The 21511-nt window shown below is 55.6% G+C and carries 15 protein-coding genes; 11 read left to right on the top strand and 4 right to left on the bottom strand.

What is annotated here, in order from left to right:
- The first annotated feature begins 331 nt into the window (after positions 1-331).
- On the top strand, positions 332-1564 hold the full coding sequence (locus AB4Y96_RS20000) for a urate hydroxylase PuuD (RefSeq protein WP_441919390.1): 1233 nt from the start codon (positions 332-334) through the stop codon (positions 1562-1564).
- The gene (gene guaD / locus AB4Y96_RS19995) at positions 1561-2877 is read left to right on the top strand and encodes a guanine deaminase (RefSeq protein WP_441919388.1); all 1317 of its coding nucleotides are present in this window, start codon (positions 1561-1563) and stop codon (positions 2875-2877) included. The genes AB4Y96_RS20000 and guaD overlap by 4 nt, the downstream gene beginning before the upstream one ends.
- A gap of 5 nt (positions 2878-2882) precedes the next feature.
- On the opposite strand, the gene AB4Y96_RS19990 is transcribed toward guaD, so the two are convergent.
- From AB4Y96_RS19990 to AB4Y96_RS19980, 3 genes are read right to left on the bottom strand one after another with little or no spacing between them, the layout of a single operon-like run.
- Positions 2883-3470: a sarcosine oxidase subunit gamma family protein gene (locus AB4Y96_RS19990; RefSeq protein ID WP_441919386.1), complete on the bottom strand. Its 588-nt coding sequence runs from the start codon at positions 3468-3470 to the stop codon at positions 2883-2885.
- Complete coding sequence (locus AB4Y96_RS19985) at positions 3463-6453, bottom strand: sarcosine oxidase subunit alpha family protein (protein WP_441919384.1); 2991 nt, start codon at positions 6451-6453, stop codon at positions 3463-3465. Before AB4Y96_RS19985 ends, AB4Y96_RS19990 begins: the two co-directional genes overlap by 8 nt.
- The gene (locus tag AB4Y96_RS19980; RefSeq protein ID WP_441919383.1) at positions 6450-6737 is read right to left on the bottom strand and encodes a sarcosine oxidase subunit delta; all 288 of its coding nucleotides are present in this window, start codon (positions 6735-6737) and stop codon (positions 6450-6452) included. The genes AB4Y96_RS19985 and AB4Y96_RS19980 overlap by 4 nt, the downstream gene beginning before the upstream one ends.
- Before the next feature lie 336 nt (positions 6738-7073).
- Here AB4Y96_RS19980 and AB4Y96_RS19975 point away from each other — a divergent pair, with 336 nt between their 5' ends.
- The 7 genes from AB4Y96_RS19975 to AB4Y96_RS19945 all read left to right on the top strand — a co-directional run bounded on the left by AB4Y96_RS19975 (position 7074) and on the right by AB4Y96_RS19945 (position 15981).
- Positions 7074-9620 carry a mechanosensitive ion channel family protein gene (locus AB4Y96_RS19975; protein WP_441919381.1) on the top strand — a complete coding sequence of 849 codons (2547 nt, stop codon included), beginning with the start codon at positions 7074-7076 and terminating at the stop codon, positions 9618-9620.
- A 154-nt stretch (positions 9621-9774) separates the two neighbouring features.
- Positions 9775-10053, top strand: coding sequence for a hypothetical protein (locus tag AB4Y96_RS19970; RefSeq protein ID WP_091877753.1), 279 nt, complete (start codon positions 9775-9777; stop codon positions 10051-10053).
- A 185-nt stretch (positions 10054-10238) separates the two neighbouring features.
- Entirely contained in the window at positions 10239-11678 is a 1440-nt protein-coding gene (locus AB4Y96_RS19965; RefSeq protein WP_441919379.1) for a UbiA family prenyltransferase, read from the top strand.
- A complete protein-coding gene (locus AB4Y96_RS19960) occupies positions 11675-12979 on the top strand; it encodes an FAD-binding protein (protein WP_441919377.1) in 1305 nt (434 codons plus the stop codon). The genes AB4Y96_RS19965 and AB4Y96_RS19960 overlap by 4 nt, the downstream gene beginning before the upstream one ends.
- 89 nt (positions 12980-13068) lie before the next feature.
- On the top strand, positions 13069-13497 hold the full coding sequence (locus tag AB4Y96_RS19955) for an EamA family transporter (protein ID WP_441919375.1): 429 nt from the start codon (positions 13069-13071) through the stop codon (positions 13495-13497).
- A 12-nt stretch (positions 13498-13509) separates the two neighbouring features.
- A complete protein-coding gene (locus AB4Y96_RS19950; protein WP_441919374.1) occupies positions 13510-14520 on the top strand; it encodes an NAD-dependent epimerase/dehydratase family protein in 1011 nt (336 codons plus the stop codon).
- 12 nt (positions 14521-14532) lie between these two features.
- Positions 14533-15981: an aspartate aminotransferase family protein gene (locus tag AB4Y96_RS19945; protein ID WP_441919372.1), complete on the top strand. Its 1449-nt coding sequence runs from the start codon at positions 14533-14535 to the stop codon at positions 15979-15981.
- 32 nt (positions 15982-16013) lie between these two features.
- On the opposite strand, the gene AB4Y96_RS19940 is transcribed toward AB4Y96_RS19945, so the two are convergent.
- Complete coding sequence (locus AB4Y96_RS19940; protein ID WP_441919370.1) at positions 16014-17735, bottom strand: hypothetical protein; 1722 nt, start codon at positions 17733-17735, stop codon at positions 16014-16016.
- A 256-nt stretch (positions 17736-17991) separates the two neighbouring features.
- Between AB4Y96_RS19940 and AB4Y96_RS19935 the strand changes: the two genes are divergently transcribed.
- Both AB4Y96_RS19935 and AB4Y96_RS19930 read left to right on the top strand, forming a co-directional pair.
- Positions 17992-20508, top strand: a complete 2517-nt coding sequence (locus tag AB4Y96_RS19935; protein WP_441919368.1) for a GcvT family protein — start codon at positions 17992-17994, stop codon at positions 20506-20508.
- Positions 20509-20537: 29 nt separating this feature from the next.
- Positions 20538-21491 carry a DUF1194 domain-containing protein gene (locus tag AB4Y96_RS19930; protein WP_441919367.1) on the top strand — a complete coding sequence of 318 codons (954 nt, stop codon included), beginning with the start codon at positions 20538-20540 and terminating at the stop codon, positions 21489-21491.
- Positions 21492-21511 lie beyond the last annotated feature (20 nt).

Here is a 21511-nt window from a genome sequence, read left to right as displayed (position 1 = left end):
CTGGAAAACCCTTCAAGGTTGCAATTGTGGCCATCATGCGAAAACTCATCGTCATCATCAACGCCATCATCAAAACCGACACACCATGGAGATTAGAACACCAAATCTGATCAACACCCAAACACAGTTGCTCACCATGAGGGAGAGTGRGGATGMAMGGGAGTCAAGTTCTGCAMCCYTTRTGCKRCAATCTTTGCGAWTAGCSTTGCATCCACCCAAGYCCCTCATGGTGAGCTTGTCGAACCACGGACTACTCACTACTCCCAACTGACTACTTCCCCACCTTGCATCAAGCCTCGAACACACGCATTGTGATGCTTTGCATGAGGCCTTGATGGATTACCTTATTTTCTGGGAATGGCTCAGCTTTGCCGCCCGCTGGTTGCATGTGATCACTGCAATCGCATGGATCGGCTCATCCTTCTATTTCATCGCGCTTGATCTGGGGTTGCGGCGTCATCAGGGACTGCCGCAGGGGGTGAATGGTGAGGAATGGCAGGTGCATGGGGGTGGCTTCTACCACATCCAGAAATATATGGTCGCGCCGCCCAACATGCCGGAACATCTGATCTGGTTCAAATGGGAGTCCTATGCGACGTGGCTATCAGGCTTTGCAATGCTCTGCATAGTCTATTATGCGGGTGCTGATCTTTATCTCATTGATCGCAATGTGCTTGACGTGTCGACACCCGTTGCGATCCTGATTTCGCTGGCTTCTATCGGCTTGGGCTGGCTGATTTACGATCTCCTCTGCAAATCGCCGCTGGCCAAAAATGACACCGCCCTGATGATCATCCTTTATGCGGTCATCGTTTTCATGGCGTGGGGCTATACGCATCTCTTCACCGGACGTGCTGCTTTCCTGCATCTCGGCGCATTCACCGCGACGATCATGTCCGGCAATGTTTTCCTGCTGATCATCCCCAACCAGAAGAAGGTTGTGGCTGATCTGATCGCTGGAAAGACGCCAGATCCGAAGCTCGGGAAACAGGCCAAGCAGCGCTCGACCCACAATAATTATCTGACGCTTCCGGTCATCTTCCTGATGCTGTCCAACCATTATCCTTTGGCCAGCTCAACGGAATTCAATTGGATTATTGCAGCGCTGATTTTCGTGATGGGTGTGCTGATCCGCCATTACTTCAATTCTAAACACGCGGGTAAAGGCAATCCGCACTGGACATGGCTGGCATCAGTCGTGCTGTTCATCGTGATTATCTGGCTGTCGACAGTGCCAAAGGTTTTGAAAGGGGAGGAAAAAGTATCAAACGCCGCAACGCCGTTTCTCGCCGCGCAGAACTTTCAACAGGTGCGCGATACGGTGATGGGGCGCTGTTCCATGTGCCATGCGGCGGAGCCATCATGGGAAGGGATCGCCCATCCGCCCAAAGGTATCCGGCTTGATACGGATGCCATGATTGCGACTCACGCCAGTCAGGTCTATCTCTTCGCCGGTGCCAGCCACGCCATGCCACCGGGAAACCTTACTCAAATGACAGATGCTGAACGGGCCCAGATCGTCTCCTGGTATCGCTCCGCGGCATCGGGAAAATCGACGCAATGACTGAACTTCTGTTACGCGGGCGTCTGCTGACGTTTCACGATGAGCCTTTGGCTGGCGAAGCGAGCCCTGATGCGTTCACCTATATTGAAGATGGCGCACTGCTGATCCGCGACGGCAAGATATGGGCGATGGATGAATTCTCGCGTCTGCGGGCCGGGGAAGGGCGGAATGTCGAGGTCATCGATCATCGTCCATACCTGATCATGCCGGGTTTCATTGATACGCATATCCACTATCCGCAAATGCAGGTTGTCGCCTCCTATGCGGGCGAGTTGATGGAATGGCTGAACAAATACACCTTTGTGGAAGAGCAGAAATTCTCCAATCAGGGGCATCCTGAGCGGATTGCCTCGGCGTTTTTTGATGAACTGATCCGGCACGGCACCACGACAGCTGCCGCCTATTGCACCGTTCACAAGGCATCGGTCGAAGCGTTTTTCACCGAAGCGAACAGGCGCAATATGCGCATGATCGCCGGTAAGGTGATGATGGATCGCAATGCACCGCCGGGGCTTCTGGATACGCCGCAGTCAGGCTATGACGACAGCAAGGAGTTGATCGGCAAATGGCACGGTAGGGGGCGCCAGCTCTACGCGATTACGCCGCGCTTTGCCCCGACATCCAGCCCCGAGCAACTGGAGATGAGCGGCGCGCTGGTGCGCGAATATCCTGATTTGCATGTGCAGACGCATCTTTGCGAAAACACCGCCGAGATTGCCTTCGTGGCAGAGCTGTTTCCGTGGAGCCGGGACTATACTGAAGTCTATGAGCATTATGGCCTGCTTGGCCCCAAGACCCTGCTTGGCCATTGTATTCACCTGACCGAAGCGGAAATCGCCTCTATCGCCAATAGCGGTTCGGTGGCGGTGTTCTGCCCAACCTCCAATCTGTTCATCGGCAGCGGACTGTTCAATCTGGCCCGGCTGGAAGCATCCAATCCGCCAGTGCGCCATGCAATCGCCACGGATATTGGCGGCGGCACGTCCTATTCCATGCTGCGCACGCTGGATGAGGGCTACAAGATTCTGAACATTCAGGGCCAGCGCTATCATCCACTGCGATCATATTATCAGGCGACGCTTGGCAATGCCCGCGCCCTGTCACTGCAAGGGATCATTGGCTCGTTCATGCCGGGTGCGGAAGCCGATTGCATCGTGCTCAATGCCCGTTCAACTCCGGCCATGCGTCTGCGCATGGAGACGGTGGAAACGCTGGTCGAGGAGCTTTTCCTGATGCAGACCATGGGCGATGACCGCACCATCGCCGAGGTCTACGTGGCCGGAAAGCCTGCGAAGAGCTTGCTCACCACTTGATCTGACTATTGGACGTGGTAGCCCACTTCGGCTGCCGCGTGGCCGAGCGTTTGCCAGAACGAGCGGGCAAAGGTGCGGAACACGTAGAGGTCAAAGGTTTCCTCATCAATACGCTGGATATTTGTGTGAATATCGTGATGCAGCGTCGCGCGGCCAAAACCAACCGGAAAAGCGTGCTCGGAAAAGTCGATGGCGAAGAGTTTTGACAAAACCCATTCAGACCACGGACCTTTGACACGAATGGCCATGCGGCCATGGGTGAGATCGATGATCGTTCCGGTTTCAAGCGGTATTGCCTTGCGCAAACGCTCTTCCAGATCACTGGCTTGCGCCACGACGAAATAACGTCCGGGCGCAAAACCAAACACGGACTTTTCTCCGGCGCTGCGACCGGCACCGGGTTTATCCGGGACGCTGAGGCCAGTGACATTGCTGATGGCGGTCAGAATGGCCGGTATGGTTTCACGCCATGCAGTGACCTGTGCGATAGACAGGTTTTTCCGCTCCGTTATCGCAATACCGACACCACCAGCAGAGTTACCGTGGTCGCCGGTTATGAACGCGTGGCCGAGTGGAGATAATGGTTCAGCCATGCATCCGGCTCCCCTCTGGATCAAACATGTGGTGACTGACGATCTCAACCGCGCCATGCTTGCCGCGCAAGAGGTCCGTCGCATAGGCACGGTTGCCGATCGTTGATGTGCCGTGCTTGACCAGTGCCAGCGCAATATATTTGCCGAGCGCCGGTGAATAGCAGGCGGCAGTCACATGGCCGAAACTGTCGGCGGGCTCGCGCGGAGTGGCATCACTGACGATATGGCTGCCGCCATTGATCGACTGGTTGTCGAGCGAGATCAGGCCCACAAGCGACAGGCGATTTTCATCGCTCAGACCATCGCGATCCTTCATGGCGGAGCCGATATAGGGCTTCTTTTTCGACAACATCCAATCCAGATGCAGATCGTGGGCGGTGGTCCGTCCATCGATCTCGGCACCGGTAACGTGGCCCTTTTCGATACGCAGCGTACCAAGCGCTTCCAGCCCGTAAGGCATGATATCGTAAGGCTTGCCTGCTTCCAGCAGCGCTTCCCAGACCTGCGTGCCGAAACCCGCGCCGCAATAGACTTCATAGGCAAGTTCGCCCGAGAAGGAGAGGCGGCAGATCATGACGGGCACGTCGCCGATTGAACCATAAACAATGCCCATGAAAGGCAGAGTTGTATTGTCGACGCTGGTTCCTGTGACACAGGCTTCCAGCACCGCGCGGGCTTTTGGGCCTGACACAGCCGTACCGGCCCAGACATCGGTGACTGAAGTGAGATGCACGCGCAGGTCAGGCCAGATGCAATCGAGATAGAATTCCAGATGCTGCATGACATTTCCGGCATTGGCGGTGGTTGTCGTCATCAGGAACTGCGTTTCGCTCAAGCGCCATGTGGTGCCATCATCATAGACAATCCCATCTTCACGCAGCATCAGGCCGTAGCGTGCCTTACCGACGGGCAGGGTGGAGAACATGTTGGTATAAACGCGGTCGAGGAATATTCCCGCGTCGGGGCCCTGAATATCGATCTTCCCGAGAGTTGAAACATCGACAATGCCGACACTCTGGCGCACGGCGCGGGCTTCCCGCACATAGGCCTGTTCAACAGTTTCGCCATGGCTGCCATAGATCATCGGGCGATGCCAAAGACCGGCCTCATAGGTCTTGGCGCTGTTGGCCAAATGCCAGTCATGCATCGGTGTCAGGCGGTGCGGACGCAGATCGCCATAGCGCTCGCCAGCAATCGCACCGAAGGAAACCGGGGTGAAGGGCGGGCGGAAACGGGTGGTTCCAGCCTCAGGAATGGTAATGCCACGCGCATCGGCCATGATGGCAAGGCCGGGAATATTGGAGGTCTTGCCCTGATCCGTCGCCATGCCGAGCGTAGTGTAACGCTTCAAATGCTCGACCGAATGGAACCCTTCGCGATAGGCGAGGCGGATATCGTCGGCGGTAACGTCATGCTGAAAATCGACGAAAGCTTTTTGAGACTTGGCCGCCGGTTCGATCTGGAAAACGGCTGCGGGCGAAGCGTCGAACATCGGCGCGTCGACGGAGGGCAGTTTCGGCTTGGCCTTGGACGAGGAGCCTTTGGTGGCGCCATCGGAAAACACGCTGACCGTATCCATATAGCCAGCGGCTGAACCGGCAGTGACCCAGTTCTGATTGGGTTCCGGTGGCAGGAAGGCCTGCAGGTCTTCGTCCCACTCAGGCTTGCCACCCGCCTGACTGGCAAGATGGATAGCCGGAGACCATCCGCCTGAAACACCCAGACAATCGGTCTTGATTTCCCGTGGTGCGCCAGAGACATGGCCAGTCTGCGCATTGAAATGCTGAACGGTGATCGAACTCAGGGTTTTACCCGCATGGGTGCCTGTTACCGCATGGCCGAGCACAAGCTCTGCTCCCGCCGATGAGGCAATCTCAATGCAGGCACCCGAAACATCGGCACGCACATCAACGATAGCGACGATGTTGACGCCAGCCTGCGACAGGGCGCGTGCCGCTTCATAGGCGCTGTCATTGTTGGTAAACAGCGTCACATTGTTTCCTGTCGCAACGCCGTATTCGACCGCATAGCGCCTGACAGCATCCGCCAGCATGACACCGGGGCAATCATTGCCGGGAAAAACAATGGGTCGCTCAAATGCGCCCGTCGCCAGAATGGTTTTACCGGTGCGAATAATCCAGTAGCGCTGGCGTGCCTGCCCCTTCGTGCGGTTCGGCTTGAAGTCGGAGACGTGTTCGATGGCTGTCAGGACATTGCCATCATAATAACCCCAGACGGAGGTGCGGGTGAGAAAGCGGACATTGGGAAGGGCAGCAAGCGCTGCCGCTTTTTCCCGCGCCCAGACGGCGGCATTGCGTCCATCGATCAGTTCAACCGATGCCAGAAGCGAACCACCAGCGATAGGGCGCTCTTCGGCGATAATCACCTGTGCGCCAGTTTCCGCAGCAGCTTCTGCCGCCAGAAGCCCGGCGGGGCCAGTGCCGACCACAAGCACATCGCAGAAGGCATTCATGCGTTCGTAATGATCCGGGTCTGCTGTCACGCCTGCCTTGCCAAGACCTGCGGCGCGGCGAATGAATTTTTCAAAGAACATCCAGACTTTGGTGCTGCGCAGCGGTCCTATCGCCGGTCCCATGAAGGTCTTGTAGTAAAACCCTGCGGAAAATATCGGGCCGGCCAACTGGTTGACGGCCATGAAATCATGCTCAAGCGATGGGAACCGGTTCTGGCTTTCCGTCACCAGCCCATCATAGATCTCCAGTTCGGTAGCGCGGACATTCGGCTCGCGAACGCTGCCGGACAGAACAGTGACAAGTGCATTCGGTTCATCACTGCCCGCAGCAAAGACGCCGCGCGGGCGGTGATATTTGAAGGAACGGCCAAACAGCGTGATGCCATTGGCAAGGAGGGCTGAAGCCAGCACATCACCTGGATGGCCGCTATAGGCCTTGCCATCAAAGGTAAAGCGAACGGTTTTGGCGCGGTCAACACGTCCGCCCTTGGGAAGTCTTGAAGCGGTCATGGGTGCTCACCGCCTTTTACCGATGCAACTGCGTCGCGCGCAAAGCCAACGGATGAAATGGCGTGTGTGGCCATATCGCGGGTGATGATCAAATGCTGGCGGCAGCCACCGCTGTGCAGCCAGAATTCGCGGTGCGAGCCCATCGGGTTGGCGCGGTCATAGACATAGGCGCTCCATACAGCTTGATCTGACGAAGCCGGGTCGGGGCGTTGGCGCGTTGCATCGCCCTGATAGGTGAATTCGATGACGTCACGCGGTCCGCAATAGGGGCATTTGATTATCATGGTCTTCTTGTCTCGAAAGCGAATCTGTTGCGGTTTGGCGTTCTATTTCTCTGATATGCCAGTCAACAGTGTGTGTCTGGGCTGGTCAAGATGAGTACGAAGCGAAGGTGAGCAAAACTGTTACTTTGGCAAGAATTTCGGCCTGCCTTATGTGTGACGATTCATGATTACCCCGGCATTATGCTACTGTCCGATGCAAGGGACGGTCATCAGGATAGCGGCGAGCACTATCAACAACCCGACCCAACCTTGGAATTGGAAGCAAAAAGTGCCTTGATTGTGCCGACATGAACAGGCAAATCGACAAAGCAAACTATTCATAAAGGCTCCAGACCTGTGATTTCATCTTTTCTTCGGCAGATTCTTCTGACGATTGCCGCCGTTTTGTTTCTGTCGGCGCCTGTCCACTTGGCTTTGGCCCAGACGCCTGCACCGGTAACACCTGCACCGGCACCGGTAACGACTACGCCCGCTGCACCAGCACCGGCAGCAGTTGCACCAGCACCAGCACCGGTAGCTGAGGCTCCGGCTCCTGCGGTTCCATCCAGTATTGTGAGTGAGCAGCGCCCCGTCATCGATGCGTTGAAGAAGCAGATTGCGGCCTACGAACAGAAATTCAAGCAAAAAGCTGACGCGGACGCCGCGCTGGCAAATCTTCGGCTTGATCTGGAAGGCAGCGCCAAAAAGCTGCTCGATATCGGTGTTTCATTCCGTCCGCGTATCACGGAGATCAATGCCCGGCTTGAACAGCTGGGATCGCCGCCGCCACAAGGCCAGCCAGCGGAAGCGAAGATCGTTACCGACGAACGGACGCGCCTGACGACCGAGAAGGCCGAGATCAACGCAGTTCTGGGTGAAACTGAAGATCAGTTGCTCGAAGTCAACAAGATGATTGATGCAATTGGTGATGCGCGCCGTGAGCTGTTCGCCAATACATTGTCGCAGCGCGTTGACATCAACTATTCTCTCGGCAGCGAAGTGATCGACGCTTACGGTCGCGAAATCAGCACGATGAACCAGCTGATTTCGTCCTGGTGGCGCTTTGTCGTTACCTTCAAATGGCAGTCGATGCTGGCTGCAGCTTTCTTCGCTGTGATTGCTGCTCTGGTCCTTCTTATTGGCGGGCAGCGGCTGCTTGGGCACCTTTACCTGCGCGATGCCGCCATTGAGCAGCCATCCTATCTCAGCCGTCTGGCAGTCGCGTTCTGGTCGACGCTGATGCGCTCGCTGACCGTGGTGGTATTTCTTGCCACCACCTATCTCTTCCTTAGCTATTTCAATGTGTTGCGACCTGACGTTGCCTCACTGTTCTACACGCTGTTTTGCGTGATCGGTATTGTCTACTTCGTTCATGCTTTGGCGCAGGCGGTCATCTGTCCCGGCGCGCCGAACTGGCGGCTTGTGCATGTGGCGCCCCGGCCGGGGCGTATCCTGATGGTTCTCATCACCGCCACCGCAACCATCACCGGGCTTGACTACCTTGCCGATACGATCAACCAGATTGCAACTTCACCGCTGTCGCTAACGGTGGCCAAAAGCCTGTTTGCCACGGTTCTGGTCGGGCTTCTCATCATTGCCATGGCTTTGTTGAAACCGCTGGAGGATCAGGAGACCGGTGCGGCGAAGCGCTGGCCGCGTCCATTGCGGCTGTTCCTTTACGCCATCGGTCTTATTCCAATCGCTGCCGCCCTGCTTGGCTATATCGGCTTTGCGCGCTTTGTCTCGCAGCAGATTGTCATCAATGGTGCTGTGCTTGTCACAATGTATCTCGGCTTCCTCACGGCGCGTGCCGTTGCAGACGAGAATGCGCTTGGTGGAACCGTGCTAGGACGTACAATTCAGACGCGCTTCGGCATTGATGAATCGACGCTTGACCAGCTTGGATTGATTGCCAGCATCGTCATCAATGTCTTTGTGCTTCTGCTTGGTATTCCGATCATTCTGCTGCTCTGGGGCTTCCAGTGGAGCGAAATGACGGTCTGGTTCCTGACCTTTGCCACCGGCTTCCAGATCGGATCGGTGACGATCTCGCTGGTGGCCATTGCGGTCGGTATCCTGTTGTTTGCCCTGTTCTACGGTTTCACGCGCTGGTTTCAGGGCTGGCTCGATGTCCGCGTCATGTCGCGTGGCAAGCTGGATTCCGGTGTGCGCAACTCGATCCGCACTGCGGTCGGTTATCTCGGCCTCGGTATAGCGGGTCTCATTGGCATTTCGGCGGCGGGTATCAATCTTTCAAGCCTCGCGCTGGTTGCCGGTGGTCTGTCGCTCGGTATCGGTTTTGGTATGCAGGCGATTGTCTCGAACTTCGTCTCCGGCCTGATCCTTCTGGCCGAGCGGCCTTTCAAGGTGGGTGACTGGATTGAAACGAGCGGCGTTGGCGGTATTGTCAAGAAGATCAGTGTTCGCGCGACGGAAGTTGAAACCTTCCAGCGCCAGTCGATCATTATTCCGAACTCGTCCTTCATCAACGGCAATGTTGGTAACTGGACGCACCGCAACAAGCTTGGCCGCGTGGAAATTCCGATTGGTGTTTCCTACAAGGTCGATCCACGCCGTGTGCACGCCATCCTGATGGACATTGCGCGCAGCCATCCGCTTGTCCTGAAAAACCCCGAACCCTTCGTTGCGTTCAAGGCGCTTGCGGACTCCACCATGGATTTCGAGATGCGGGTGCATCTTGCTGACCTGTCGAACTCAGGCACTGTGCAGAATGAAATCCGCTTTGCGCTGGTTGATCGCTTTGCCGAAGAGGGGATCGAGATTCCGTTCCCGCAGCGCGACGTCAACATCCATCTGGATGATGCAGATGCCATCGTTCAGATGATTACAGACCGCGTTAAGGAGCAGCTTGCTGGACAACCGAAGAAGACAACAAAGAATTGATGATACAGATCAGTCATCAACTTGGTACTTTCGTCTAAATATCGGAAAAATAACGAGACGTTCAGTTGCCGTTCAGTTTCACCCCGTTATAACTATTGTCGAAAAGGGGCAGTTAAGCCCGATGTAACAGGGGCGGTGGAAACACCGGGGTGAAATGAACAAGTTTGCTGTTGTCATTCTTACAAGCACCATTGTAGCGGGCACCACTCTGGCCGGTCCAGCGTTCGCAGCCAGCCTGAAAAACAGCGACGCGAGCGCTCAGACCGTGGTCGTGACCGAAGGTTCCAGTAAAACCCAATTGCAGGTTGCCGCCGGTGATACGGTTGAGTTCTGCAGCAGCGGCTGCTTCGTTACGTTTCCCAATGGCGACCGCGAAGCCCTGACGGGCGGCGAAAGCATCGAAATCAAAGGCGGCAAGGTTTCGATCAAGTAGACGAAACCCGGCTGTTCCAGTAAATATAGGCCCGAACTGTTTAAAATAGTTCGGGCCTATTAATTTCTGATTCACTGTCGATATTGTTTTTACTCGTATTTTTTCATTTTACTTGGGCAGTTCACTCTTCATTTCTAGTTTGCCGATAGGTCGTCGCATGGGGAATATCGCGTGGGGATGTGTCGGTGAGCGTGCAGTCAAGCAAGCAGTTTGTGGATCTCGTTGTCGATCTTGATGGCACTTTGATTGCCACTGACCTTCTATGGGAAAGTATTTTTCAGCTGCTCAAGAAGAATATGCTTTATCTCTTTGTTCTGCCTTTCTGGGCGTTAAAGGGAAAAGGCAATCTGAAGCATCAGATATCCCAACGTGTCTGTATCAATCCCGCTCTTCTTCCCTATAGGCAGGATTTTCTCGAATTTTTGCGGGAAGAGCACAGCAAGGGCCGGCGCATTGTTCTGGCCACCGGTGCCGCCCGGCAATTTGCCGAGCCAATCGCTGCGCATATTGGTCTTTTCGATGCGGTTTATGCCACGGATGAGACGCGAAATCTGACATCGAAGCTGAAAACCGAGTTCCTGCTGAAAACCTTTGACGGAAGAAGCTTTGCCTATGCGGGCAATAGCAGGGCTGACATCCCCGTCTTTGAGGCCGCAAGCGAGGCCATTGTGGTTGCACCGGACCGGGCCGCAGCCAAATGGCAGCATGCGCATTCCGTAAGGATGTTTGAAGCGCCAAAGACCAGCTGGCGGACGTTCTTCCGAATGTTGCGGGTGCATCAATGGATGAAGAACACGCTTATCTTCGTGCCGCCCACACTCGATCATGAAATCACGAACTGGGTGACACTGAGCGCTGCGCTGATCGCATTTGTGGCGTTTTCTGCGGCGGCTTCGGCGATTTACATCCTCAATGATCTCTTTGATCTGCCGCTGGATCGCCAGCACGCCCGAAAAAGGAGCCGCCCCTTTGCCAGCGGGGTCTTTTCCATCCCGTTCGGGCTGAGGATTGCGTTCCTGCTGCTCGTCATCGCCGGTCTTCTGGCAATGCAATTGCCGTGGGCATTCAGTGTCGTGCTGGGTGTCTATATCATCGCCACAACGGCCTATTCGCTTTCGCTCAAGCGTATGCTGCTGATTGATGTCCTGATGCTGGCAGGACTTTATACACTGCGTGTGCTCGCCGGCGCTGCTGCCACGAACATTGCGGGATCATTCTGGCTTCTGGCGTTCTCGTCGTTCTTCTTTCTCTCGCTGGCTTTGGTCAAACGCTATGTGGAGTTGCAAAGCACGACACTTCTCGAAAAGGATCGGATTGCGGGCAGGGGTTACCGGCAGAGTGATCGCGAGGTTGTTGCGCAATGCGGTGTCGCATCGGCTTTTGCGGCTGCCACGGTTCTCGCGCTTTATGTGGACAGCGATTCTGTGGTCCGGCTCTATTCCTATCCGTGGATGATCTGGCCGCTGTGCCCCATCGTTCTCTACCTCAATATCCGCATCTGGATTCTGGCGCATCGCGGCGAGATGCATGAGGACCCGGTTGTCTTTATTATTTCCGATTGGCGCAGCCAGGTCATGATCGCAATCGGCGCGGCCTTGCTGCTCTACGGCGGCGCAAGAGCATGACGCGTGACTTTGAAAGCTTTGGCCGGATAGACAGGCGACGCCGCTCCGCCATTTCGCTGGAGGAGGCGCGGCAGGCTTTCGATGTTTCGCTGCCCGGTTCCTACCTGCCGTTTGGCAATGGCAAATCCTATGGCGACAGTTGCCACAACGACCATGGTCTGCTTGTGGACATGCGGCCCAACAATCAACTCATCGCCTTCGACGCAGCAACGGGTGTGCTGCATGCGGAAGCGGGAATGCTGCTTGCGGATATTATCGCCATCGCCGCGCCGGAAGGCTATTTCCTGCCTGTTACGCCCGGTACCCGGTTTGTCACGCTGGGCGGCGTTATCGCCAATGATGTGCATGGCAAGAACCATCATCGGCGCGGTACATTCGGTTGCCATGTCGAGAGTTTTGATCTTCTGCGCTCCGACGGGACAGTCGCCAATTGCTCGGCCTTGGAAAATACTGATCTGTTCAACGCCACCATAGGCGGGCTTGGCCTGACCGGCATTATTCAGACGGCTTCCATCCGGCTGATGCGGGTCAGTTCGCTTGATATTGAAGAGCACGTCACCCGCTTCAAAAATCTGGACGCCTATTTCGATCTCGCCCCAAAGGCGGATGAAGAGAATGAATATGCCGTCGCATGGGTGGATCAGTTGAGCAGCGGTCGCGGCATTCTCCTGACCGGAAACCATGCGGACAATGGCAATTTCGACATCAGCACCGGTAGAACCAGATTTGGCGTGCCTGTTGATCTGCCGGTTTCGGCGCTCAATTTTCCAAGCCTGAAACTTTTCAATACGGCGTATTATCATCGCAAGGGCAGCAAAACCGATACGGGACTGACAGGCTATTCGCCTTTCTTCTATCCGCTTGATCAGGTGAAGAACTGGAACCGCCTTTATGGTCGGGCAGGGCTCTATCAGCACCAGAGTGTCATCCCTGAAACCAATGCCCGCGAGACGATCACTCTTATGCTGGAGGCGACGCGGCAGGCCGGGCAAAACTCGTTCCTGACGGTTCTCAAGCGTTTTGGTGCCATAGCCTCACCGGGTCTGCTGTCATTTCCGCGTGCCGGTTATACGCTCACTCTGGATTTTCCCAATCGCGGCCAGAAAACGCTGGCACTGCTGGAGCAGCTTGACCGCATGACAATCGAAGCGGGTGGCCAGCTCAATCCGTATAAGGATCAGCGGATGAGTGCGGCTGTCTTCAAGGCAGGGTTTCCGCAATGGAAGCAGCTGGAGAAATGGCGGGACCCGATGTTCAATTCGAATTTCTGGGCACGAACGGCTCTGTCGGCCCAAGAATAAAGCGACAGATAGTTCAATTTTTAACAATGGCCTTCGAGTCTTTTCAACGTAAGGTTGTTATTGGGGCAGCAGGTGGGGGTAATCTTGGCATGACAAAATATATTCCGTTCATACTCTTTACAGTCATGACCAATGCGGCGGCGCAGGTCATGCTGAAATATGGGATGATCACGCTTGGACCGATCAGTTTCAGCGCAGACAGCTTTATCCAGCGCGTCTTCCAGATCGTGTTCAACCCATGGGTGTTTGCCGGGCTTTTCACCTTCGTCATTTCGATGGCCTCGCACCTCTACGTGCTTTCCAAGGTGGACCTTTCCTTCGCTTATCCGTTTCTGAGTCTTGCCTATGTGGCGGTCGCGCTGTTTGCGTGGGCCGTGTTCAAGGAGGAACTGGGCGCCTACAAGATTGCGGGAATTGCGTTTATTATGCTGGGCACGATTTTCATTGCGCAGAGCGGCCGTCACAGCGGCGCTGAGCCGGGTGAACAGACGCCGCCAGCCCCCACAACGTCGTCCTGAGTGAGCAGAGCCATGAGACATGTTATTTTCGGCGGCGACGGATTTGTCGGACGCCATCTCGCACCCAAACTGATTGCCGATGGTGAAGAGGTTATCGTTGCGGATATCGTCAAGAGCGATCTGCCGCATTATGCCAATGTTGCCTTTATCCAGTGCGATGTGACCGATCCACAGGCGATTGCTGCCGTTGGCATCAAGGCCGATGATATGGTCTACAATCTCTCTGCCAAGATGCTCTCGCCGCTGCAAGTGCGCGCCAAACGCCACGATTTCTTCTTTCCGGTCAATTATTTCGGCACGGAGAACATCATCAAGGCGATGGACAAGGCAGGCGCGAAGAAGCTTGTCCACTACACCACCGACATGATTTACGGCCACACCTATGTCTGGCCACAGACCGAAGACCATCCGGCGGCGCCGCTGGGTGAGTATGGATGGTCAAAACTTAAAACCGAGGAACTGGCCGCTGAATGGCGGACGCGGGGCATGGATATCTCGCTGTTTCGCCCGCGCCTGATTATCGGACCCGGACGGCTCGGCATTCTCGAAAAGCTGTTCAAGCTGATCGATTATAATCTACCCGTTCCGATGATCGGTTCGGGCAAGAACCCCTATCAGTTCATTTCGGTGTTCGATTGCGCCGAGGCTGCACGCGCGGCGTGGAAGGCTGGTGTGCCCAACGAGGCCTATAATCTCGGTTCGCTTAACCCGCCGCCAGTGCGCAAGCTGCTGGGGGATCTGGTTAAATTCGCCAATTCGAAATCATTGCTGTTGCCGACGCCCGCATGGGCGGTCAAGAAAACACTGGATGCATTTGACTGGCTGAACATGCCGATCATGGACCCGGAACAATATCTGATTGCTGACGAGATGTGCGTGCTGGATGTCTCGAAGGCCGAGCGGCAACTGGGCTGGGTGCCGCAATACCGGGATGAGGACATGCTGATCGCGGCATACCGCGAATATCGCAACAACAAGGATGGCAAGGTTGCCGGTCAACCATCGTCGATAACGGCGCAATAACGGGGATTATCGATGAACAAGCCGACAACACTGCCAAAAGACACCCCTGATATGATCGAGCCGATCAAAAGGCCCGATCTCTTGACCGTTGAAGAAGCCAAGGTGATGACGCTGTCGCGCATGACGGAGCTTTTCACCAAACATCTCAATCCCGGCCAGCTGCATTTCATGAAGCTTTTGGGCTTCCACAAGATCAAGATCGAGCATGCGGAAGGCATGTATTATTACGATCAGAACGGCCGGGCCATTCTCGACTTTTTCGGCGGATTTGGATCACTGGCCTTTGGCCATAACCATCCGCGCATTGTAGCTGCGCGCAAGCAGTTTCAGGACGAGCGGCGTCAGGAAATCGCCATTGCCTTCATGTCGCAATATGCGAGCGCGCTGGCCCATAATCTGGCGGCCTGTTCGCCCGGTGATCTCGACATGGTGTTTCTCGGCTCATCCGGGTCTGAGGCCATGGAAGCGGCAATCAAGGTAGCGGAGCGGGCGGCAGGGCCAAAGAGGCCCAAGATCGTCTATGCCGAAAACTCGTTCCACGGCAAGACCAAGGGTGTTTTGTCGATCACCGATGGCCAGCTTTATCGCGGTGATTTCAAGCTTGTCGACAATACCGTGCGCATTCCATTCGGCGATATCGATGCGGTCGAGAATCTGTTTCGCTCTGACCCGGAAATCGGTGTCATCGTGCTTGAGACCATTCAGGGCGGCGGCGGCATCATCAGCGCGCCAAATGCCTATTGGCAAAAGCTTCGGGCGCTGTGCGATCAGTATGGCGTGCTCTGGGTGGCCGATGAGGTGCAGTGCGGCTTTGGCCGTTCCGGTCGATTTTATGCGTTCGAACATGCGGGTGTTGTGCCCGATGTGACGGCGCTGGCGAAATCATTGGGTGGCGGCAAGGCTGCAGTTGGTGCGATGATTGCGCGGCGCGAGGTCTATATGAAGGCCTATGGCACACCCAAGACCGCGATGATCCACGCCATGGCAACCTTTGGTGGTATTGGCGAGGCCTGTGTGACGGCCATTGAAGCGATCAATATTCTCTATGACGAGCATCTGATCGACAATGCAGCCGAGACGGGAAATTATCTGCTGGAACAGCTGGAAGGCCTCAAAGCCAAGTATCCGGCCATGATCAAGGATGTTCGCGGACAGGGGCTGATGATCGGCCTCGAATTCCACGATTTTTCCAAGACAGTGCCGGTCGTGTTGCGGCCTGTGCTCGCCATTCTCGACGACAAACTCAAGGGATCACTGCCGGGCTTTATCGGTAGCCATCTGCTACGCGATCACGGGGTGCTGGTGGCCTTCACGGAATATAACCGCAACGTGGTACGCCTTGAGCCTCCATTGATCTGCCAGCACGAAAATGTCGACCGGTTTATCGCGGCGCTTGACGAAGTGCTGTCGCGCGGCATCGTGCGGATCGTCAAGGATTTCGTCAAAGCACAGGTGAAATAAGAGCGTGAGGGCCGGGCTGCTGTCCCGGCCTTTTATTTTGTGCTGGCAATGCCCGGACGCAGCAAAAGATCCCAGCACTCATTGAGCTTGACCACGGTTCTGTCATCAAGGGCTTTCTCGTAGACTTTCCAAAGCATCAAACGCGCTGTTGTCATGGGACAGCTTGGCCGCAACACGCCGTCTGTGGCGCGCACCGCGGCTTCTTCTTCCGATGTCAGGGTGCCAACGGTGCGGAACGGATCTGCACCAATTTGTATATGCCGCGTTGCATCGCGATCGAGAATCCATGGGAACGGATTGGTGAAATCGAGATTCATCAGACTGTTCAGGTGTACGCCGTTCGTGGCTTCGAACTGCTTGATGGCCTTGACGGCGCGATCCGCCGAGACAAGCCAGAACATCTGGTAGTCCAGTTCCGAATAAAGCTGCCAGCTTGGCAGCTGCCCCTGTTCCGCCAGTTCGCGATAGGTGGCAGCATTCTTCACATAATGCGCCTCAAGGAGATCAACGCGCTCCCATATGTCTTTGCGCGTCGACACGAGCCCCATTGATTTTACGTCCGTGACAGGTGCTGCCACGTATGTTGGCGCAACGGCTGTCATGCGCAGGCTCTCGTGCATGACTTTGGTCAAGGTAGGTATCGCCGTGAAGGCAACGAGTACGTAGACGATGAGGCGATGCCTTTCCGGCAAGACCGCCGACTTGACAATGAGTGCCAGCAGGACAGGCCAGAGGAAGATAAACTCCTGACTGCCGGTGTTCTGGGTCTCCAAGAATATGCCCGCGATCAGCACAACGCCGATCCATAGAAAGTCCTGATCAAGAACGGTTGCCACTGCCTTGGTGGATGGCTGGCTTGCCAGCTTTTTGAGCGCGGCGGCCACATTGCTGCGATTGATCCAGAAGAGAAACAGGATGAGCACAGCGGCGGCCAGAATGACATCGAGCTTGGTGGAAAAAACAGTCAGAAAGCGTGACAGCAGCACGCCCTGATTCATGCCCACAAGTTCGATGATGCTGGCAAGATAGGTCGAAACCATGCGGTGGTTGAGTTCGAAAACCAGCAGTGCAGCAATCACCACAACCATGGCCAGCAATACATGCCGCCATTTCAACCGACCGCTGAGTATTGCAAACAGGCCAATCAGTCCGCCCGCAAGAAAGCCGGTGATCTTGGTAAAAAACAGCGCCAGCATCGCCAAGGCAGCGACGATAGCCAGTTTGCGGGTGATTGGCAGAAAGATCAGCGCACTGGTCAGGACATAGAGCAGCAGCGATGTATGCCGGTTATAGATGCCAAAGCCTGAGATGCCGGGATAGGAATGAAAGCTCTGCGTATTGGTAGGGCAGATCGCAAAAATCAGAAAGGGAATAAGCAGGGCGAAGGCGATGCCACGGCTGCGCTTGTCCACGTCCCAAACAATAACGGCCATGATGGGCGCGGCAAAAATAAGGGCGGACCACTGCGCAAGCAGGGTAGGCTGGCCATTGGGGAAAAGCCTTTGCAGCCAGTAGAACTGGTAGTAGTCGAGCGCGCCGACGGGAGCGAGAAAATCCACCGCCGGGATTTGCCCCATCTTCAGGCGCTGGGCTGCGTCGAGATATATATAGGTGTCCCAGTACATCGGGCCGATCGGCACAACCAGCCGTAGACTAAGCAGCAGTGCCAGCACCGCCAGCACCAGCAGAAGCAACGCCAGCGGGGAGAATATCCCAACGGCCGGTCTGGTCATGTCCTTGGAGATATCTGACATTATTGTTCGTTTCCGGCTGGTCGACGCTTAAAGACCATTTCTATAGCGGGAAGTCTCCATATTGCGTTAAATCATTCCCGCAGTTTGATCAGAAATTCACGCAAAATGCTGACAGTTTGCCGCGCGTCGCGGCGTGTTTTGGCCATGTCGCAAACAGGCCTTAGCAATGGACAGTACGAACGGCATAGTGCAGAAAATTGGTGCGTATCGCCAGATCACCGCCAAACCACCGATTGATATCAGAGGATAGAATGAAATGAAGACCCAAGCGCGTGTAGTTGTCATCGGCGGTGGTGTGGTGGGTGTATCAACACTCTATCATCTGGCCAAGAAAGGCTGGAGCGATGTGGTGCTCATCGAGCGCAAGGAACTGACATCCGGTTCCACATGGCATGCGGCCGGTCTGCTGCCGCTCTTTAACATGAGCTATTCCGTCGGCCAGATCCACAAATACTCGGTCAAGTTCTATCAGGAGCTACAGGAAGAAACCGGCATGAATGTCGGCTTCACCAATTGCAGCAATATTCGTCTCGCCCGCACCAAGGATCGCTGGGACGAATATATGTATTATGCCGGTGTTGCTGAAACCATCGGCGTTCCGGTCAAGCTGTTGACGCCAGAACAGGTCAAGGAAATCTGGCCGCTGGCCGAAATGGACGGGATTCTCGGTGCTATCCAGCATCCGGAAGATGGCTATATCCAGCCCGCTGATCTGACACAGGCTCTGGCCAAGGGTGCACGCGATCGCGGTGCCACGATCTATCGCTACACCTCAGTTCTCGGCATCGAGCAGCTGCCTTCAGGCGAATGGCTTGTGAAAACCGACAAGGGCGATATCACCGCTGAACATGTTGTTTCGGCAACCGGCAACTTTGCCCGCAAAACCGGCAAGATGGTTGGTCTCGATGTGCCCGTCATCCCGGTTGAGCACCAGTACATCGTCACCGAGCCGCATCCGGCCATTCTTGAGCGTAAGGCCAAGGGCCTACCGGAGATGGGTGTTCTGCGCGAAAGCGATTCATCGTGGTATATGCGCGAGGAAAATGGCGGCCTGCTGCTCGGACCTTATGAAAAGGGCGCACCTGTCTGCTATGTGGACGGGCCATCCGATGCCAGCGAGTATGAGCTGTTTCAGGAAGACCTCGACCGTCTCGAACCCTATATCGAAACGGCGATTGCCCGCGTTCCTGCCTTCGGCGAAGTCGGTATCAAAAAAGTCTATAATGGCGCGATTGCCTATACCCCGGATGGTTCGCCCATCATCGGTCCAGCGCCGCGCCTGAAGAATTTCTGGCTTAATGAAGGCCATTCCTTTGGTGTGACCGCCGCTGGCGGTGCTGGCTGGCAGCTGGCCGAATGGATTGTCGAAGGCGAACCGTCCATTGACATGATGGGTGTTGATCCACGCCGTTTCGGTCCTTACGCAACCGAAGGTTACCTGAAGGAAAAGAACGAGGAAGCCTATGCCGAGGTGTTCTCGGTCCACTATCCGGATGAAGAGCGCGGCGCCGCCCGTCCGCTCAAGCGTTCGCCATCCTATGACCGCCAGAAGGCGCTCGGTGCCGTGTTCGGTACTGTCTATGGCTGGGAGCGTGCCAACTGGTTCGCGCCGCAGGGTTATGGCCTTGAGGTTGCCAAGCTGGACAAGCCGGATGTGATCATGAACCACAACCATCCAAAGCCGGATGCGGATGGCAAGGTAAAAGAAATCTGGTCGTTTCATCGCTCGAACTACTTTGAGCATGTGGGCAATGAGATCAAGAACGTCACCAACAATGTCGGCCTTCTCGATATGTCAGCCTTTGCCAAGATTGAAGTGGCTGGTCCCGGTGCGCGTGAATGGCTCGATTCCATTCTGGCCAACCGCATCCCCAAGAAGCAGGGCCGCATTGCACTCTGCCATCTCCTGACGAAGGACGGCGGCGTACGTTCCGAGTTCACGGTTTACGAATGGGCGCCCGGCAAGTTCTATCTCGTCTCCGCCGGTGCCTATGAGAACCATGATCACGACTATCTCTACAAGCTGCTGCCATCTGATGGCTCGGTAACCCTGCGCCCAATCACGCAGATGTATGGCGTGCTGGTTGTTGCCGGACCCAAAAGCCGCGAAGTGCTGCAGAAACTCACACGGGCTGACCTGTCCAATGAAGCCTTCCCATGGCTGTCGGGTAAGGAAATCAGCGTTGGCACCGGCACAGCCCATGCCCTGCGTGTCAACTTTGTCGGTGAACTTGGCTGGGAACTGCATCACCCGATTGAACAGCAGAACACTATTTATGATCTGCTGCTCGAAGCCGGTGCGGAATTTGGCATCAAGCCATTCGGCATCCGCGCCATGACGGCAATGGCCGTCGAAAAGTCCTATCGCCTGATCCCTCGGGAACTGTCGATTGAATACAACGCCTTCGAAAGTGGCCTCGACCGTTTCGTTCATCCAAACAAGGGTGATTTCATTGGCCGTGATGCGGTGGTGAAGGCGCGCGAGGATGGCCTGAAGTGGAATTTCGTTACGCTTGAGGTCCATGTACCGGGTGTTTCCGATATCGACGCGCGTGGCAGCGAACCGATCTATGCCAATGGCCAGCTGATTGGCCGTGCTACCCATGGTGGTTACGGCTGGCGTCTGGGCAAGAGCCTCGCGCTTGCCATGGTCAAGCCTGACTATTCGGCACTGGGCACCCAGCTTGAGATCAAAATCCTTGGCAAGACTCACAAGGCAACGGTCATTCCGGAAGCACCTTTTGATACCGAGAACGAGCGTCTGCGCGCATAAACTTCTCTTACCACTTCGAAGAATAAGAAATGGCGTCCGCAGGGGCGCCATTTCTTTTGAACAACCGTTCAATAGAGCGTGAATGCGCCGTATCGGGCTTTGTATTGCGCCTGATTGCGTTACACTTGCCCATGGCATCGCACAGGAAAACTTTCAGAGGTTTTCTCTTACTCGCGGCATCACTGGCGAGTTCTGCTGCATGCGCCCAGACCGCCCCTGTCGATGTTGATGTCGAGCTTGTGCTGGCTGTGGATGCATCCCGCTCCATGGAACCCTTTGAGCAGAAGATTCAGCGCGATGGCTATATCGCCGCCTTGCGCCACCGTCAGGTTATCGATGCCATTCTTGAAGGCGTTCATGGCCGCGTGGCAATTACCTATGTCGAGTGGGCGGGGTCATCCATGCAGCGCGTCATCGTGCCATGGACGCTGGTGGATAGCGCTGAATCGGCTGAACGGCTGGCTGTAGCGCTCGATCAACCCATTCCTTCCACGCAAAGCCGCACATCGATTTCCGGAGCGATTGATTTTGGCGCGACGCTTTTTGACAATAACGGTTTCCGGTCCTCGCGCCATGTGATCGATGTCTCCGGCGATGGTGCCAATAATCATGGCAGGCCAGTCATCGAAGCGCGTGCGGAGGCGATTGCCAAGGGCGTGACCATCAATGGTCTGCCATTGATGACACAGAGCGACTTCTATTCGGATTGGGCCGTCTCCGATCTTGATATCTATTACGGTAACTGCGTCATCGGCGGTCGCGGCGCCTTCATGGTTCCCGTCAATTCATGGGAACAGTTTCCCGAAGCCGTGCGCCGCAAGCTTGTGCAGGAACTCGCTGATAAGCCCGATGGGATACAACATGCAGAATGGTCGCCTCAGGAAAAACTCCCGGTTATCGTTGCGCAGGCCAAGAAAGACTATGACTGCCTGTCCGGTGAAAAAGTCTGGCAGCGGCGCATGCAGGATTGGGAATCGCGATAGATTTGCTTCAAGGATGGTTC

Source organism: Phyllobacterium sp. TAF24 (assembly GCF_052113785.1).
In the GTDB taxonomy this organism is placed as follows: domain Bacteria; phylum Pseudomonadota; class Alphaproteobacteria; order Rhizobiales; family Rhizobiaceae; genus Phyllobacterium.
Note: the sequence above shows the minus strand (reverse complement) of the source record. Positions and strands in the feature narration are given on the sequence as shown.